The organism is Actinacidiphila paucisporea, assembly GCF_900142575.1.
GTDB classification, from domain to species: domain Bacteria; phylum Actinomycetota; class Actinomycetes; order Streptomycetales; family Streptomycetaceae; genus Actinacidiphila; species Actinacidiphila paucisporea.
The window spans coordinates 58077-74022 of sequence record NZ_FRBI01000016.1 but is presented as its reverse complement, the minus strand read 5'-3'; the positions used below and the strand labels follow the sequence as shown (position 1 = coordinate 74022).

The following is a 15946-nucleotide window of genomic DNA, read 5'->3' as shown; positions in this document are numbered from 1 at the left end:
CTAGACCCCCAGGCGAGCGTCGGTGGATGGCATCGGGCCGGCGGCCGCGGAAAGCCCGCCCGGCCGGCCGCTGCCTTGCAGGATTACCGCCTGCCGCTCCCACTCGGCGCGGGAGTCCGGCCGGGTCGGGGCGCCGCGGCAGATCACGTACCGGTGCGGCGTCATGGTCAGGTTTCCGTCGAGCCGGCCCAGCAGGGCGGCGTGCAGCCGCTCCGGTGTCGCCAGCTGCGCCGTGACGAGATACGCGACCAGGTGGGACGTGCCGTGGCCGGTGTGCTCGACGAACACCTCGGAGGCGACCGTCTGCGGCAGGCCGGCGACCAGTGCGCGGACAGCGTCCATGTCAATCCGGCAGTTGTCGACGACGGCGCTGTGCTCGGGAACGGCCAGCGGGCTGATGCCGACCAGCTCGGCCACCCGTTCCTGGCTGAGATCGCCGGCCTCGAAAAGCTCGATCAGGACCACTTCCAGCCCGGCCAGGACCTTCCGCGCACTCTCCGCGTCCAGCAGGCGGCTGTCGCTGAACAGCTCGATGACCGCGCGCGAGCGCAGCGCTTTGACGTGGAAGTACAGCTGCAACTGCTCCTTGTCGCGGCCGTCGAGGTCCGAGACCACGGTGGACTCGGTCAGCTCCCGAAGTTCCGCGGCGGCAGGGGCCGACGGCGGCCCTGCGGTACCGGGCTCGTACGCCACGTTCACGGTGCTCAGCAGGCCCAGGCCGACCCCCCGCACGGACGTCGTCGTCTCCAGCAGCCGCGCCACGTCCCGCGGGTCGCTCTGACCGCGCAGATAGGCGAGCGCCGACGCCTGGTGCGCGTTGCGGACGGTGCGGGCCAGCGAGCCGGTGTCCAGTCGGACCAGCGCGGGGGCGCCCTGGTAGAAGGTCCCCACCGAGACGATGTCCTCCGGGGTGAACCGGTTGCCGGCCGCGAGGAACAGCGGCACGACGTCTGTGTCCGTCCTGATGCCGATGATCGTCGACAGTGCGGCGAGCACCGCGGCGGCCGGGCTGACCCGCAGCCGCGCCGCGACCGCCCGCGCCGCCGCGGCGAGTGCCATCGACTGGAGGCCGAGGCCGGGGAACAGCGGGGTCTCCCCGGCCTGCGGCAGGTTCGGGAAGGCGGTCTGCGGAGTCGTCTCCAGCATCCGGCGCCAGTAGGCCAGGGAGACATCGTTGGATTTCCGGGCCGGCCGGGACCTCTCGAACGCAGCGCGGGCGCGCGACTGCCGGCCCGCGAGTGCGGGTTCGGCGCGGTCGTTCCGCAGCAGCTCGAGGAATTCGGCGCGCAGCACGGACAGTCCCCAGGCGTCGACCGCGAGATGGGAGAAGACGAAAACGACCTGCCGGGGCCGCCCCTCGGCGACGACGACGCTCACCTTGAGCGGCCACTGGCTCCCGTGCGCGAACGGCTCCCGCCACAGCCGGTCCTCGTCCTGCTCGGCGAGCCGGCGAACCCGGCCTGGCACGGTTCCTGCGATCTCCACCGGCAGGCAGCCCTCCCCGTCGCACTGCTGCCGGGGTTCGCCGTCAGGACCGGCGGAGAACCGGGTCCGCAGCACCTCGTGGCGCCGGACGAGGGCGTGCAGGGCGCCGAGCACCCTTTCGCAGGTGGCGTCCGGCGGCAGGTGCACCCGGAGCCGGAGGCTGATGTAGTGGTTGTCGGGGGCCAGCGACTCCAGGATGTCCCAGGCGAACCGCTGCCCCCAGGTCAGCTCGGCGCTTCCGCTCTCCAGCCCTGCGAACTCCAGCGACAGCAGCTCGCGGGTGGGCGCGGAGGCCGGCGCTCGGCCCGTCATGACGCACCGGAGGTCGTGTCCCCGCCGCCGCGGGTGAAGAGCATGAACCAGTCGCCGACCCCGACCAGGTCGCGTACGTCCGGGTCGGCGACGGTCGGCTCGCGCGCGGCGAGGACGTAGCCGTTGCGTTCGAGCACCGGGGTGAAGTCCACCCGCAGGTAGTCGTCCTCCAGGCTCAGCAGCCGGTCGCCCTCGTTGGGCACGATCATCAGGGCGGGCACGCCGATACGGGCCAGCAGTCCGATCCACGCCTCGATCGCCGAGAGCGGCATCTCGGAGAAGCTGTGGATGTTGACCGCCAGGTCCGGCCGCTCCGCCGCAAGCCGGTCCTCCATCTCGTCGAGCCGGAGGACGGTCGCCTTGTGGTCGACGTTGCGGTGCCGCAGGTAGTGCTCGCTCAGGAACGTCGACTCGGGGATCGCGTCGACGCAGAGGTAGCGCGTCAGGCCCGGAACGCAGTCCACCATGCGGTGGGCGAGACGGCCGTAGCCGGCGCCGATGTCGACGACGGTGGCCTCCGTCCTGGACAGCAGCCCCCAGTGGTGGTCGAGGAAGTAGATCTCGTTCATCGAGTCGAGCAGGTCCCTGCTCACCGTCGGCAGCTCCTGGAAATCGAACGTCCAGCAGCCGAATGCGCCGTCCTCGCCGGTCCGCTCCAGGAGTTTGTGGGTGTCGAGGGAGCTGACGTACCGCGCGAGGAGGAAGAACTTCAACCGGGCGTTGTCCCCCAGCTGGCGCAGCTGCCACACGTAGGCGTTGTCGCCGCGGAAGTACTTCAGGTTCAGATCGCGCAGGCGCCGGCTGCGCCGCCAGAAGCGGCCGGGCCGGAACGGCGAGTCCAGCCGCCGGTAGCGGGCACGGAGCGCCTCCAGGTCGGGATTGCGGTCGTCAAGGACGGCGGCCGTCCCGTCGGGCAGAGGCCGGGAATCGTCGTGGCGCCCGTGGCCCGCGTGGATCCGGAAGCTGCTCAGTTCGGTCGAGGTCCGCGTCAGGGTCAGGCCGAACAGGCCCACGAGGTAGCGGACGGTCAGGAAGATCCTCGAGGTGTAGTGGTTCACTGCGATCACCCGTCGACAGCGGCTCGGTAACGGCAGGCGTCGCCGCCGCTCAGGACACGGACAGCCATGTGGCCGAGCGCCACGTGCAGATCCTCGGTGAGGCCGTAGTCCGCCTGCCCGAAGATGACGTACCGATCCGCCAGTGACGCCAGCTCGCCGGGGTCGCCGAGCGCGGCCAGCACCGTCATCCCGAGGTCGCGACCGACCGTGGCGGCGCGGACCAGGTTCGCCGAGCGGGCGCTGACGCTCAGCAGCAGCAGTACGTCGCCCGGCCGGGCCCAGCCCGGCAGTTGCCGAGAGAAGATCTCGTCGTAGGAGTAGTCGTTGGCTATCGCTGTGATCCGGGCGATGTTCTCGGTCAGCGCCACGGCCTGCGGCGCCCCGTCGAAGGCCGTCGAGGCCGCCATGAGGTCGCTGGCGATGTGGATGGCGGCCGTACTGCTGCCGCCGTTTCCGGCCACCAGGACCCTCCGGCCCTCGCTCAGCGCCAGGACCAGCGCCTCCAGCACGTCGGCCATCGCACCGGCCTCGAGCTGGGCGAGAGCCAGGGTCAGATCGTCGACGTAACCTTTGACCACAGCCTCAGCTGCAGCCGACACGGACGTCGGCTCCGCACCCGGGTCGCGCATGGGAGCGCTCCCATCAAGCATCCGCATCCCCCATCGCAGATCCTCAAACACCGAAGGATCGGGATCTTGTCAGGGGATATGGCGCACCGTCAACCCGAATTGGCGAGCCAATGGATAGGCACAGAGCCACAGTTGTGCGTGTCGCGACCACCCCGCGCAGGTCGGGAGCGGCCGCCGGCACGGGGGGTTCCCCTATCACTTTGGTCAAGGTGGATGGGTGCTGGTTCGGGCGTCTGGAACGATGTGCCTGTGCATGCTGATGATCAGGTTGGCGAGGGTGTCTCTGCGGACCTCGCGGTGTTTCTCCGGAACGCCGCCGACGCTCGTCCGGTGAAGATCGTTCCTTCCGTCTGCGGCGGGTGCGTGTTCTTCGTGCTCGTTGACGATGTCGAGGGCGGAGCCGAGCGGGTGTGCGCTGGTTGCGGCGGCCGTGCGTTCCTCGCGGATAGCGAGGAGTTCTGGGAGGACGCGGATCCGGGCGAGGCCTGCTGCCCGTGCGGGAGCGAGGAGTTCGAGACCGCGGTCGCGTTCTCCCTGGCCGATGACGGATTGGTTCGCTGGGTGACCGTTGGGCTGCAGTGCCGGAAGGACGGCGCCGCGGGGGTCTATGCCGACTGGAAGATCGACTACGGCCCCACGGACCACCTCCTGACCATGGTCTAGGTCTGCGGAGCGACGGCCCGAACAGGCTGCGGTTCCGTCGCCGAAGAAGACCGGACCCCACACCAACATGACGCGGTCGCTCGCACCAGCGCTCTCGGCGATGCGGTGACAGCCGCCGACTGGCCGGACCCCCGAGATCGGACGCTCTCCAGCGTCACCTCCAGCAGGTCGTGGCCTTCACCACCTCGCCCCCGGTTCGCTTTGGCGTGCGGGCAGTGCCGAATCCCGACCCTGCTGCACAGGGCCGCGGTTGGCGCCTGGATCGCGCGCGTCTGCCGGACGAGGCGATCTGCTTGGCGTGTCCGAACGCTGACACCGAACCGCTGCCGACGATCACCCGATTCCCCACCGGTAGCGTCAACTCCCCGTCCGAGTGGCCGGTCCGGGCGCGCTCAGGCAATTTCACCGCCCGGCAGGCACGACTTCCACGTCGCGGCGCAAGGTCCGTTCCTCTGCGTCGGCCAGCCAGAAGAAGACCGGCGGCAGGCCGAGCTCGATCACCGCCAGTGCGATCTGAAACCACTGCGGCCATCCATGCACGGCGAGCGAGAGCAGTCGGCCCGCGCCCCCCAGTAGGAAAACGCCGGCCAGCCACCGCACCACCGGAGCCGGAATCGGACGCTGCCGCACGGCCCAGAGCCAGGTCAGCCCGTAGCCGGCGAACGCGGCACCCATGAACCGGCCCCAGCTGTCGACCGTCGCACCGGCGGAAGCGGCACCGGGGATCGCCGCGTTGCCGAGTGCCACGTGGAAGAGGCCGATCGCCACACAGGTCCAGCCCATCAGCTGTGCGAGTAGACGCAGAGTCCTGGCCATGACTCCTCCAATCCGTCCTGAATGAAGCTTAGTTGACATGTGCCTACTACGATGGCTGCACTAGTAGATGCATGTCAACTAATCTCGGTTCATGCCTCCGCGCCAACGACTCAGCCCCGCCGACCGCCGCGCCCAGCTCCTCGCCGTCGGCACACGGCTCTTCGCCGCACACCCCTACGCCGACGTGCTGATGGAGGAAGTCGCCGAACAGGCCGGTATCTCCCGGGCCCTGCTTTACCGTCACTTCCCCAGCAAGCAGGCTCTCTTTGCAGCCGTCTACCAGCAGGCAGCGGACCAACTGCTCGCCGAAACACAGCTCGACCCCGCCGCCCCCCTGGTGGAGCAGCTCATCCAGGGCATGGACGTCCATCTCGACTACTTTGTGGCGAACCGCAACGCCGTCCTCGCGGCGAACCGAGTCCTCGCGGGCGACCCGGTGATCCAGACGATCATGACGAACGAGCTGGAGGCACTCCGTGCCCGACTGCTGGCCGTACTCTCGCTCGCGGACGAGAGAGCCCGCGAGGCCGTGTCCGATGTCCTGAAGAGCTGGCTGGTCTTCGTCCAGGTCCTCTGCGTCGACTGGCTTACCCACGAGACCTGCACCCGCACTCAGCTGCGCGACGTCTGCATCGGCGCAGTTCTCGGCGCCCTCCGACCGCTGCTCGCTGAAGACCCTGCCCCCGACTGGCCGCCACAAGAGTTCGGTGCAGCTGCCCAGGGCTGCCCGCCCCACAAGTGGTAGAGAGCCCGATGCGCCGCCAGCAGGTCGGGCTCAACCGTCTGGATGGGGAAGCCGACGCTACAGGTGGGATGATCGGCCAGATCCTGCTCAGGAGAGCAACGGAGCACCTTTGCCGGTGCGCGGCTTCGGCGAGCAGCCGTTCGAAGCCCTGGAGTCCCCACAGCGGCTTTCGGTGGCCGCGTCGACCAGGGCGCTGCCCATGATGCCCGGGACGATCATCACCGCGCCGTGCGCCACATCCGCCACTGGCCCGCGCGGCCGGGTCAGGGGCGGCTAAGTTGCCGCCTGCCGGATTTTCCCCTGTGTGTCCCCCCAAGTGCACCGTCGTAGTTGTCGACGGCCATGGTCAGCAGGCGTAACCGGGCCGGCCCGGGTTCGGTCGGCATCGCTCGGGTTTCCTCCCCTGGAAGGTCGGGTGCTGGCTATTGTTCCCAGCAAAGGCGGCGGAGGTGATGGGCACCGGCTCGGCATCAGCTTAATCATCCAGCCTGGTGAGGTGGCATGTCGGTACTTGTAGAGAATGCCGCCGAGTCGGCCGGGGTTTCGCATGTCGAGGCGGACGATCTGGCCTGGATCGGTGATTGGCGCCAGCAGGACAGCAGCGGGTGAGCGTTGGCGATGGCCTTGTGCCGCCGGCGCCGTTGTGTGACGGGGCGAACTCGTGCAGAGCGTGGAATAGGTGTTGTCGGTTCCGGATGCGGTTGCGGCCCGGTAGTTCGTGGCTTCCGTGTGCGCTCGTGCCGTCGAACGGATGTCGGGGTTGCCGTTCGCCCGACTGGGGGCAGGGGGTCGCAGGCTCGAATCCTGTCGTCCAGAGGGTGCAGAGAAGGCCCGCTGGACTGGCATTTGGCCAGGTCAGCGGGCCTTTTCCGTTGCGGGCAACGGTTTCCCTGTGATGCTCCGGATGGCGTCACGGGACTCGGTGGGGCTTTTGATCGCGAACTTCAGGCCGTGGGATGCGTAGCTGTAGCGGCCGAGCATGCCGCGCCGCCCTGACCTGGCCACCGGGGGGCGCCTCGGCCAGGCGGGCGGAGATGTCTCCGTGGGTCAGGCCCCGGGCGGACAGGGACAGCACCATCTCATCGACACCGGTCAGCTGCAGCCCTGCGGGTGCCGAATACCTCATCCATGCTGGTCAGGCCGCATGTTGGTACGCATGGAGGGTGCCGCGGAGTCGCGCTCGTCGGCGTGTGTCCAGAGGGTCGATCCGGTCTAGGTCCTCCATCGGACCGGGCGGAGAGTGGAGCGGGCGGGCGTTCGCAGGATCGTGTGCGGTCTGCGCCCGTTGTAGAACGCCTCGAACTCGCACAGGCAGCAGGAGATGGCGCTGGTCCGGGGGCTGCCCGTGTACGTCCCTTTCCGCAGCGAAGGCCGGCTCAGGCGGCAGTCCGCAGGTGTTCGTGCGCCCACTCCTCGAAGCTGGTCAGGTCGAGGCCCAGCGCACGAGCGAACTGCGGCCGGGCCGGCTGGCCGACCACCTCCATGAACTCGTGCGTGGCACCCATGTCTCCCATGCCGGCGGCGCGGGCCTGTTCCTCGGTCATGTCCGGGGCCGTCAGCGGGACACCCAAGGCGCGGGAGAGGACCTCCGCGATGTCGGTCATGGTCAGATAATCGCTGGTGAGTTCCAGTTCCACTCGGTGGAACTCGGCGGGGGCGGACAGGGCGGCTGCTGCGGCTCGGCCCACGTCCTTGGCTGCTACGAGCGGCAGGTGCGTGTTCGGTTTGACGACGGTGACCAGACCCCCCTCCACGCCGCGGGGGAAGTAGAACCGCATGGACGGCTCGAAGTTCTCCATGAAGAACGACGGCTTGAGCAACGTCCAGTACGGAAAGTCGAATGCGCGCAGCCGGTCCTGGATCGCGGCCTTCGCACCGAGCGGGGCTTCCATCACTGCCCACTGCCCTTCGGCCCAGCCCGGAGCCTCGACGTGCTGTCCCACGCCGCTGGTGGAGGTCTGGATGAACTGCTCCACGCCGGCGGCTCGCGCAGCCGTCATGAGGTTGTCCGCCTGGCTGACCTCGCCGGCGAAGTCGAACCCCTGCTCGGTGTACGCGGGCATCTGCACGGAGAAGACGGCCCGCACGCCGTCCATGGCCGCCGCAAGGGTCGCGGGTTGGGTGAGGTCCCCCACGAACAGGCTGGCGCCGAGTTCTTCGATGACCTGTGCGCGCGGGGTACTCGGATCGCGCACCAGGGCTCGCACCGGTGTTCCCTGTGCGAGCAGGGCGCGGGCGGCTGCGCCGCCTTGGCGGCCAGTGGCACCGGCGACGAGAACCGGCTCTGAGGCGGTGGTCATGAGAGTGCATCCCCTCAACAGTCACGCACAGCACAAACGGCGGGGCCCGCCGTTTCATGGGCGCTACAATACGGCGGGGGCCGCCATTTATCAACGGGGGAGACCATGACCGGCCAGCGCTCAGACGCCCGCCGCAACTACACGCACATCCTCGCCGTGGCCGAGGCCGAGGTGGCGACCCGAGGAGCCCAGGCATCCCTGGAGCAGATCGCCCGCACCGCAGGCGTCGGATCAGCCACCGTGCGGCGGCACTTCCCCACCCGCAAAGCCCTGCTCGAAGCCGTCTTCAAACAGCGCATCCACGGCCTGTGCGATCGCGCTCGTACACTCTGTGGCGACCACGACAGCCGCTCCGCGCTGGTGGAATGGCTGCGTGAACTGCTCGCCTACTCGCTCGCCGCCCGTGGTCTGGCAGACGCCCTCTCCTACCAGCCCCTGCAGGACGAGGCCACCGAGGACTCGTGTGCGGCAGTCATCGGTGCGGCCGGCGCCATGCTGCTCCGCAAAGCCATTGACGACCAGGCTGTCCGGGCGGATATCACCATCGACGATCTGCTCACACTGATCGTCGGAATCGCCTTGGCCACGGAGAATTACGCCGACCCGGCGATGCAGGCGGACCGCGCCTTCCGACTTGCCGTCGCAGGCTTTGGCCATAACGGCACCTGAGCGCTGCGCCGTGACGTCCAGCGCGCGCTCGACCCGGTCGCCGCCCCCTCCGCAGTGGCATCCGGCCACAGGCCGGCGTGCCGCGAGCGGGGAGCCGAGGTGAGCATGTCCGGGGAAACCCTGAGCGCCGGGTGGGAAAAAGGACCTGGGGGGCCTCGCGGGCATGACTTACGACCTGGCTGTTTGGGAAGGCGACAAGCCGGCGGACGACAAGACCGCCGGCCGGGTCTTCAGTGACCTGTACGACCGCTACATCGACAGCGAGGTGGAAGAGCCTCCGTCCGAACGCATAGCGGCTTACGTGACCGTGCTGCTTGAACGATGGTGTGACATCAGCGAGGACGAGGAGGACACCTCGCCTTGGTCGACGGGTCCGTTGATCGGCGAGGCCAGTGGTCCGCTGATCTACTTCCCCATGCGGTGGAGCATGGCCGAGGAGGCGTCGGCCTACGCCGTGACCGTGGCGGAGTCCATGGGACTGGTCTGCTTCGATGTGCAGCCAGACCGGCTCAGGCCGTGAGCAGGGCCGCCCATACGGCGGTAGCCGATGAGGACTGCTGCTATGCCGACGAAGGCGAGAAAGTGCTCGGCCGTACGTTCGTACCGGCGGTGGAGCCTTTGGCAGCCTGCCAGCCAGGACACCGTTCTCTCGACCACCCACCGATGTCGGCCCAGCCGTTCTGAGGACTCGACGCCCTCGCGGGCGATGCGATGGCGGATTCCGCGCTCGCGCTTCGCCTCCGACCGCGACGGATTCGTCATGTCCGAGGGCAGCGGCGTTCTGGTGCTGGAACGGGCCGCGGACGCCGCCGCCCGCGGTGCCCGTGCCCGAGCCGTGCTCGCGGGCACCGGGTCCACCACCGACGCGGATGACGGTGGCACGGCTGCTGCTCCTCACCAGCAGATAGCGGCGCGGGTTACAGCTGCGGCATAAGTGCCGACCGGCGCGGGGCGCTGCAACTCTGGAGCGCGCGTCGCCCAGAAGGCGTGAGCGTTCACATTCAGTGTGAGAGGTCCAGGTGTGCGCAGTCGGCCAGTGGAGGCACTGCCTCGGTAGAAGGGCCGAAATGAGACTGACACATCTGTCGGCGCCACCTCAAGGGGTGTGCGGCACGAGCCGGCGCCGGCGCCGGCCCCGCGCGCCAGCCGTCCGCGCGGGGAACTCGGCTCCTGGCGCCGATGCGAGCACAAAGGCGCCCAGGGCACGGGTTGGCAGGGGAGGGCTCACCGATGATCGTGTGAATCGGTTCCTGTCGTGAGGCTTGACACCGCGAGGGGTGCAGCTGCAGCTTCTTGTATCCGAAACATATGTCCCTCCAGTGGCGCCGTATTTCCGACCGATCGGTGTGTGTGAGCGCTAACACCGTGGGTGCCTGTCACGCGAGCCGAGGGGTCGGGCGGTCCGGGCGGCCCCCTTCTCCCTGGTTGTCGGCGAGTTGTGGTGGGACAAGGCCAACCCGGCGGGTCGCTCCCCGCCTTACGGATTCAGCGCCGCCCCGGCCGGTTCACCACCTGCCCGTGCCGGGTCCGTCTACAAGGAGGATCGTGTGAAGCGACAACACGTACAGCCGCCGCGCCGTCGACGCCTGGCCCTTTGGTCCGTGGCCGTCGTGGCGCTGCTGACCGGGGCTGTGGGAACACAGCCGGCCACGGCGACCGCCCCTCGATCCACGCCGGCCGTCCCCGCCGCACCGGCGGCGGACGTCAACGGCGTCACCGCGGGCAATGCCGCGATCGCCTCGACCGACCTGGCCGGCACGTGGGGGTTCACCCCGGCGGGCCGGTCGGCGACGTCGATCACGGTGCCGGGCGGCGGCTGGTACAAGCAGGGCTTCACCGATGTGAGCGAGGCGGTGTACTCCCGCACGATCACCGTGCCGGACTCCGGGCAGCCGCAGTCCACGTGGATCGAGTTCGGCGCGGTGAACCACCAGGCGACCCTGGCGGTCGACGGGCGGACGGTGGCGACCAGGACCACCGCCTTCACACCGTCGAACTTCGACATCAGCGCGTACGCGGCACCGGGTACCACGCACACCATCACGGTCGATGTGAAGGGCAGGGGCGCCCTGAAGAACCCCGCGAACGGCAGGTACCTGGTGCCCGACGCGGCCGACTGGGCCGAGGCCGTACCGCAGGGGATCTTCCGTTCGGCGTTCCTGCGCGTGTATCCGGCGGTGTACGTCAGCGACACGTTCGTCCGTACGTCCGTGGCCAATCAGACCCTCACCTACGACGCGTCGGTGACCAACACCTCCGGCGCCACGCGGACGGTGACGCTGACCGGTTCGCTCGCATCGGACAACGCCACGTCGTTCAGCTACCCGGCGCTGCCGAGCAGCACGGTGACCGTGGCCGCCCACTCGACCGTCAAGGTGACGGTCGGGCCGGTGGCGTGGAACCTGGGCTCCTCCTCGTACTGGTGGCCCAACGTCCCCTACCGGCAGGGGTTTCGCGCCCAACTGCACCGCCTGACGGTCCATGCGGCGACCGACGACGGCCGCACCAGCGACGCGACCTACCGCTTCGGATTCCGGGAGAGCAGCCAGAACGGCGAGTACTACTACCTCAATGGCGTGCGGGTGAACTTCCGCGGCGACAACCTCCAGGGCGCGGACTTCGACCGCGTCAACAACGGCGGCAAGGGTGACGCCTACGACACCCTGCCGGGCTTCCTCGCGCCCTCCTCGGGCAACGGCGGCTGGCCGCAGGCGGTCGACAACTACCAGCGGCTGAATTACAACGTGGTCCGCATTCATCAGGAGCCGGCCAGCCCCTACATGCTCGACGTGGCCGACGAGATGGGCCTGATGATCATCGACGAGACCGGCATCCGCGGCTCCAACAGCCTTCAGGACTTCGTCGCCGGGCACGACAACATGGTCGACCACGCCCGCGCGCTGACCCTGCGCGACCGCAACCACCCGGCCGTGATCCGCTGGAGCCAGAGCAACGAGCCCGGCAGCAGCGGTATGGACTCGGAGCAGTTCGAGAAGGACCTGTACGCGGCGATGAACGGCAACGACGGCACCCGGCCGGTCAGCGTCGACGCGTGGGTCGGCGCCCCGGCCAACCCCTACCCCACCATGACGTACTCCAACTTCGATGTCTTCGGGCACTACTTGGACGGTTTCGGCACCTACGGCGAGAAGGTCGTGTCGGTGGCCGGCCGGCCCGACGGCGAGGGCGAGTACATCTGGCCGGCGTGCAACACCAAGCAGGGCTTCGAGTGGTTCGCCACCACGATGGTGGCCAAGCGTGGCAAGGACGCCAGCGACTTGCGCCCCTACACCCTGCTGTCCGCCTGGGCGGGCGTCATACCCGGCGTCCGCACCACCGACTTCACCCCCGAAGAGGGCGGCCATCCCGTCTACGGCGCCGACAACCTCTCCGACCCGTGGAGCAATCCGCAGATCCAGCGTATCCAGGCCGCGTTCAACCCCGTGGCCGCGATCGACCTGCCCTACTGGTCGGCCTCGGGCGTGTCGGACTCGGGCGGCAGCTTCCCGCTCCCGCAGGCGGTTCCCGGATACGCCGCCAACAGCACCGTGAACCGTACGATCTCGGTGTTCAACGACGACTTCACCGGCACCGCCGTGGGCTTCGCCTGGAGCGCCCACCTCGACAGCGCCACCGGCCCGGTGATCGCCTCCGGGAACACCACCCTCACCGTCCCGCTCGGCTCGAAGGCGACGCAGACCGTGTCGTTCACCGCGCCGTCCAGCGGCTCACGGGTCTACCTCGTCCTGTCCACCAGCAAAGGCGGGACGACCGTGTTCAACGACGCGGTCGAGTACTTCACCCTGGGCAGTTCCACGAGCCCCGCGCCGGGCACCTACCGGATCGTCAACCGCAACAGCGGCAAGCCGCTGGCCATCGCCGGCAACTCCACCGCCGACGGCGCCAAGGCCGTCCAGCAGACCGGCGGCGGAACCTGGACCCTCAGCGCCTCGGGCAGCGCCTTCACCCTGCGCTACAACCCCACCGGCAAGGTGCTCGACGTCAACGGCTTCTCCTCGACCGCCGGGCTCCAGCTCCAGCAGTGGACCGCCACCGGCGGCACCAACCAGCAGTGGTACCTGCGGCCCACCGGCGACGGGTACTTCACCATCGTCAGCCACGACAGCGGCCTGGTGGCCGATGTGAACGGCCAGTCGACCAGCGACGGAGCCGCCGTCGTGCAGTGGACCGCCAACAACGGCGCCAACCAGCAATGGCAGCTGACACCGGCCTGAGCCGGCGGCCCGCCCGTCGGATGTGCCGCCACCTCCCCGTGGCGGCACATCCGGTTTTTCTCGTCGTAGGCCGGCAGTTGCGCCTGGGTGGGCGACCCCGAGGACGTGCGCAGGCGCTGCAACCGGTTGACGAACCAGCTCTGCGGTGAGTCCGCTCCGCCCGTGTACGCCGCTCTCCCCGTCTCGCCCTCCGGATTCGTCCGGACATCGGAGTCCAGAAATGTAGCTCATCCGGCGGCCGAGCTTGGCGGATCCGGGTTCCACCGAGAACGCCCTACCCGGGCTGCGCCGCCCCTCACCGTGGGCGGCGGCAATCCCAACGAGAGGGGATCGACATGGAACTCAAGGGACGTCTCATCCGACTCGCCGGTGCGGGCGCGGCGCTCGCACTCGGCTCGACGGTGATGGTCTTCGCGGCGCCATCTGCGACCGCCGCCTCCGCCAACGTCTCGCTTCCGTACGGGGCGAGCTACTACACGGGCACGGCCACCTGGTCCAACCGGTCGGTAGCCATCGACGGATCGTTCAAGGCCACCGGGTGCCGGCGGGTCTATGCGCGGGCATTCGCAGGCTCCACCTCACTGGACTTCAGGAGCACCAGCACCTGGTGCGACACATCCGGGCCGGCGGACTTCACCCTCGTCGCGGACGTCGTCGGTGGGTCCGACAACATCTGGGTCTACATGACCGACGAGAACGGGAAATACCTCAAGGAGCAGACCTGCTATCGCAGCTCCGGGGTCTGCATCGACGGCCTGCACTAAGTGGCTGTTGTCGTTCCGAGCTTGGTCCGGCCAGGCACCGGTCACCAACGTCGGATCGCATGACGGCTTGATGACGGCCGTTGCGGGACGGTGTCGTCGCGCGCGCTGTGACGTCGGGTGCGCACGGCGCCCTGTGTGAGGGGCCCGGTCTCCCAGATGGGAGGCCGGGCCCCGCTCCTTCACGGAACCATGGCGTGCTGTCAGGTGGCGGGCAGGATCTTCCAGAAGGTGACGTTGGAGTTGGAGCGGTTGGAGTAGGCGTTGGTGTCGACGTCGTAGCGGGCGCAGGATGCGCTGCTGGCGCGCCACGATCACCCGAGCCGACCAGCTCTTCGCCCGGCTTGACTCCTTCCTGCCCAAGCGCTGAACTCGCGGAGAGAGCCCACAAAGGCTGGCTGTTCTGCGGCGGTGGGAGACTGCCCCACCGCCGTGACCGTCGCCGTCCGCGAGAGCGTCCGGCGCGACCGCCCGGCCGCGGCGGCGGCAAGTGCCTGGACGGGCTGCAGATTGGTCGATCTGCTCAGAAGCATCTCCAGTGACGTGGAGCCGGGCAGCGGGTAGGGCCCGGGACCACCAACGCCTGTTTTGGCCAACCACCTCAGGTGCCTACAGCCGGCCTGGTCCTGGCCACTACTCCGGAGCGATCATGTCGGGATGAAGCAACCTCGCGCTGTTCGACAGCCGCTCCGGCCCGATCCCGTGCTCTACCCCGACCTTGCGGCTGCCGGGAGCCTGGCTGTCGCCCTCGCACAGTGCGCCGCCGACAACGGCCTGAATGTCGGTGAGATTCGTACCTCGCGTGACGGCTCGTCGCTCACCTACGCTGGAGTCCAGAGCCGTAACCCTCGGCTCGACGGGTTCAGCGTCAACCTCGGGTCAAAGCAACGAGTGTTCCTCGTCGCGGCCTGGGGGCAGGGCGTGAACCTCACGAACGGCTCCACCAGGGAGCTCACCGACCTTGCGGTTGCGGCCGCGGCCTGGCGCGAGGGCGTCTCCTTGGCCGAGCTGCAGAGTGCGGCGCCGTTCCTGGAGGTGGGCGCCCTCGCCCTCGCCCACGAGCGCGGCCCCGAGCATGCTGTGGCGGAGAAATGGTGCCGATACCTGGAGCCTGATCGATACGAGGATTTGGAATTGATCCGCGCGGCTTACGACGAGCCCAGGCTGCGCGCGCTCTTCCCGTTCACCAGCCACGGCAGCCTGCTGTTCAGCCGCTGCACCGGCTGGCCTTTCTCACGGGACGTGTCCGCCATCTATCCGCTCGGCGGCGGTCGCTATGCGGTGCGGCACCGCGGCGAGGACTTCTCCGTCGAGCCCTCCTACACAGCGAAGGAGGCCGCAGCGGCGGTCGTCGCTCGAATGCCGGCAAGCTGGGGGCAGGCCATTGCCGGGACCGAGCACGACCTGCGTGACCGTGAGAGCCGCTGACGCCGTACCGGATCGGGGCGGAGTCTCGCGGCTCTCAGGAGCGTGCCAGTGCCACTACGCCGTAGCGTTCGAGGACCGGACACGGGCGCAGGATCTGTTCCGCGGTGGCCGCCGCCTCGGGGCAGGACGTCGGTGAATTCGGTGCTCCCGTGTACTTCTCGTTCGCCGCGGTGGCCGTCACGTGTCGGGCTGCTCGCCCAGCCAGGCGAAGGCGGACTCCTTGATGTCGCGCTCCAGGTCGCTGCCCTTGGTCGCGAAGACCCGGCTCACCGGGAATCCGCTGGCCTCCAGCAGATAGGCGAGGGCGGCGTACTCCCGCGGGTACCGGGCGACGATCTCGGCGTCGATGTCGACGATTCCGGCGGGGAAGGTGAAGGTGCCGAAGTCGTAGACGCTCTTGCGGTCGCTGATGCGCCAGACCCCGTCCCGTTTTTCCAGCCGGTCGATGAACCGGTTGTGGCCGTTGCAGCCGAGGCGCAGGTCGACGTTCTCGCCGATGATGACGGCATTGGTCTCGCTGACAGCGCGGGTACCGCCGGCGGAGAAGGTCACCACAGGCGCGGTGATGAGGTGCTTGGTCCGGAAGGCGGAGGCTCCCATCCGGGCGGAGGCGTCCACGAAGTCGTACGCCCGCCCCTCGAACCAAGTGATCTCGATCCGGCCGTCGGGATGGAAGAGACCCTTCAGCCGGTCCCATTCGCCCAGGTCCCGGTGGATCCACCCGGTCATGAGATCGGCAATGTCCTGTCGATCCTGCGAGGTCACGTTCATGCGTCCAGCGTGCATCTGCAGGAGCGATAGGTCCAACCGAAAGATACGATCAACCAATCGACAGGAGCGATGGA

The 15946-nt window shown here is 68.8% G+C and carries 13 protein-coding genes and 2 pseudogenes; 8 read left to right on the top strand and 7 right to left on the bottom strand.

From position 1 onward, the window contains the following. Genes BUE44_RS22775 through BUE44_RS22765 form a run of 3 tightly spaced genes read right to left on the bottom strand, consistent with a single transcriptional unit; the run spans position 1 to position 3454 of the window. Entirely contained in the window at positions 1-1797 is a 1797-nt protein-coding gene (locus tag BUE44_RS22775) for a condensation domain-containing protein (protein WP_073500841.1), read from the bottom strand. Next, complete coding sequence (locus BUE44_RS22770; protein WP_143172553.1) at positions 1794-2855, bottom strand: putative sugar O-methyltransferase; 1062 nt, start codon at positions 2853-2855, stop codon at positions 1794-1796. Before BUE44_RS22770 ends, BUE44_RS22775 begins: the two co-directional genes overlap by 4 nt. Positions 2856-2860: 5 nt before the next feature. Next, a complete protein-coding gene (locus tag BUE44_RS22765) occupies positions 2861-3454 on the bottom strand; it encodes a D-sedoheptulose-7-phosphate isomerase (RefSeq protein WP_159450280.1) in 594 nt (197 codons plus the stop codon). A gap of 279 nt (positions 3455-3733) precedes the next feature. On the opposite strand from BUE44_RS22765, the gene BUE44_RS22760 reads away from it, so the two are divergent. Then, positions 3734-4147, top strand: a complete 414-nt coding sequence (locus BUE44_RS22760) for a hypothetical protein (RefSeq protein WP_073500838.1) — start codon at positions 3734-3736, stop codon at positions 4145-4147. A gap of 402 nt (positions 4148-4549) precedes the next feature. On the opposite strand, the gene BUE44_RS22755 is transcribed toward BUE44_RS22760, so the two are convergent. Then, on the bottom strand, positions 4550-4963 hold the full coding sequence (locus BUE44_RS22755) for a DUF4345 domain-containing protein (protein WP_073500837.1): 414 nt from the start codon (positions 4961-4963) through the stop codon (positions 4550-4552). Positions 4964-5054: 91 nt separating this feature from the next. Between BUE44_RS22755 and BUE44_RS22750 the strand changes: the two genes are divergently transcribed. Continuing rightward, on the top strand, positions 5055-5708 hold the full coding sequence (locus BUE44_RS22750) for a TetR/AcrR family transcriptional regulator (protein WP_073500836.1): 654 nt from the start codon (positions 5055-5057) through the stop codon (positions 5706-5708). A 1376-nt stretch (positions 5709-7084) separates the two neighbouring features. On the opposite strand, the gene BUE44_RS22735 is transcribed toward BUE44_RS22750, so the two are convergent. Then, positions 7085-8008, bottom strand: a complete 924-nt coding sequence (locus BUE44_RS22735) for an NmrA family NAD(P)-binding protein (RefSeq protein WP_073500833.1) — start codon at positions 8006-8008, stop codon at positions 7085-7087. Between the two features lie 105 nt (positions 8009-8113). Between BUE44_RS22735 and BUE44_RS22730 the strand changes: the two genes are divergently transcribed. Next, positions 8114-8677, top strand: a complete 564-nt coding sequence (locus tag BUE44_RS22730; RefSeq protein WP_073500832.1) for a TetR/AcrR family transcriptional regulator — start codon at positions 8114-8116, stop codon at positions 8675-8677. 163 nt (positions 8678-8840) lie between these two features. Continuing rightward, positions 8841-9197 (top strand): hypothetical protein, encoded by a 357-nt coding sequence (locus BUE44_RS22725; protein ID WP_073500831.1) that lies wholly within the window; start codon positions 8841-8843, stop codon positions 9195-9197. 17 nt (positions 9198-9214) lie between these two features. On the opposite strand, the pseudogene BUE44_RS22720 reads toward BUE44_RS22725, so the two are convergent. Then, positions 9215-9409 (bottom strand): annotated as a pseudogene (locus tag BUE44_RS22720) (transposase); the annotation flags it as partial. Between the two features lies 1 nt (position 9410). On the opposite strand from BUE44_RS22720, the pseudogene BUE44_RS36610 reads away from it, so the two are divergent. The 4 genes and pseudogenes from BUE44_RS36610 to BUE44_RS22700 form a co-directional block, all read left to right on the top strand. After that, positions 9411-9581, top strand: a pseudogene (locus tag BUE44_RS36610) (beta-ketoacyl synthase N-terminal-like domain-containing protein); the annotation flags it as partial. A gap of 643 nt (positions 9582-10224) precedes the next feature. Further along, a complete protein-coding gene (locus tag BUE44_RS22710) occupies positions 10225-12912 on the top strand; it encodes an RICIN domain-containing protein (RefSeq protein ID WP_073500829.1) in 2688 nt (895 codons plus the stop codon). Between the two features lie 335 nt (positions 12913-13247). After that, entirely contained in the window at positions 13248-13676 is a 429-nt protein-coding gene (locus BUE44_RS22705) for a hypothetical protein (RefSeq protein ID WP_073500828.1), read from the top strand. A 654-nt stretch (positions 13677-14330) separates the two neighbouring features. Further along, positions 14331-15101, top strand: coding sequence for a DUF6193 family natural product biosynthesis protein (locus BUE44_RS22700; RefSeq protein WP_073500827.1), 771 nt, complete (start codon positions 14331-14333; stop codon positions 15099-15101). A gap of 177 nt (positions 15102-15278) precedes the next feature. Here BUE44_RS22700 and BUE44_RS22695 read toward each other — a convergent pair whose 3' ends face one another. Then, the gene (locus tag BUE44_RS22695) at positions 15279-15872 is read right to left on the bottom strand and encodes a nuclear transport factor 2 family protein (RefSeq protein WP_073500826.1); all 594 of its coding nucleotides are present in this window, start codon (positions 15870-15872) and stop codon (positions 15279-15281) included. Positions 15873-15946: the final 74 nt, after the last annotated feature.

Coding starts and splice junctions, on each gene's coding strand:
- BUE44_RS22695 (WP_073500826.1), bottom strand. CDS start 15,872: ATGAACGTGACCTCGCAGGATCGACAGGACATTGCCGATCTCATGACC.
- BUE44_RS22725 (WP_073500831.1), top strand. CDS start 8,841: ATGACTTACGACCTGGCTGTTTGGGAAGGCGACAAGCCGGCGGACGAC.
- BUE44_RS22730 (WP_073500832.1), top strand. CDS start 8,114: ATGACCGGCCAGCGCTCAGACGCCCGCCGCAACTACACGCACATCCTC.
- BUE44_RS22755 (WP_073500837.1), bottom strand. CDS start 4,963: ATGGCCAGGACTCTGCGTCTACTCGCACAGCTGATGGGCTGGACCTGT.
- BUE44_RS22775 (WP_073500841.1), bottom strand. CDS start 1,797: ATGACGGGCCGAGCGCCGGCCTCCGCGCCCACCCGCGAGCTGCTGTCG.
- BUE44_RS22735 (WP_073500833.1), bottom strand. CDS start 8,008: ATGACCACCGCCTCAGAGCCGGTTCTCGTCGCCGGTGCCACTGGCCGC.
- BUE44_RS22700 (WP_073500827.1), top strand. CDS start 14,331: ATGAAGCAACCTCGCGCTGTTCGACAGCCGCTCCGGCCCGATCCCGTG.
- BUE44_RS22705 (WP_073500828.1), top strand. CDS start 13,248: ATGGAACTCAAGGGACGTCTCATCCGACTCGCCGGTGCGGGCGCGGCG.
- BUE44_RS22750 (WP_073500836.1), top strand. CDS start 5,055: ATGCCTCCGCGCCAACGACTCAGCCCCGCCGACCGCCGCGCCCAGCTC.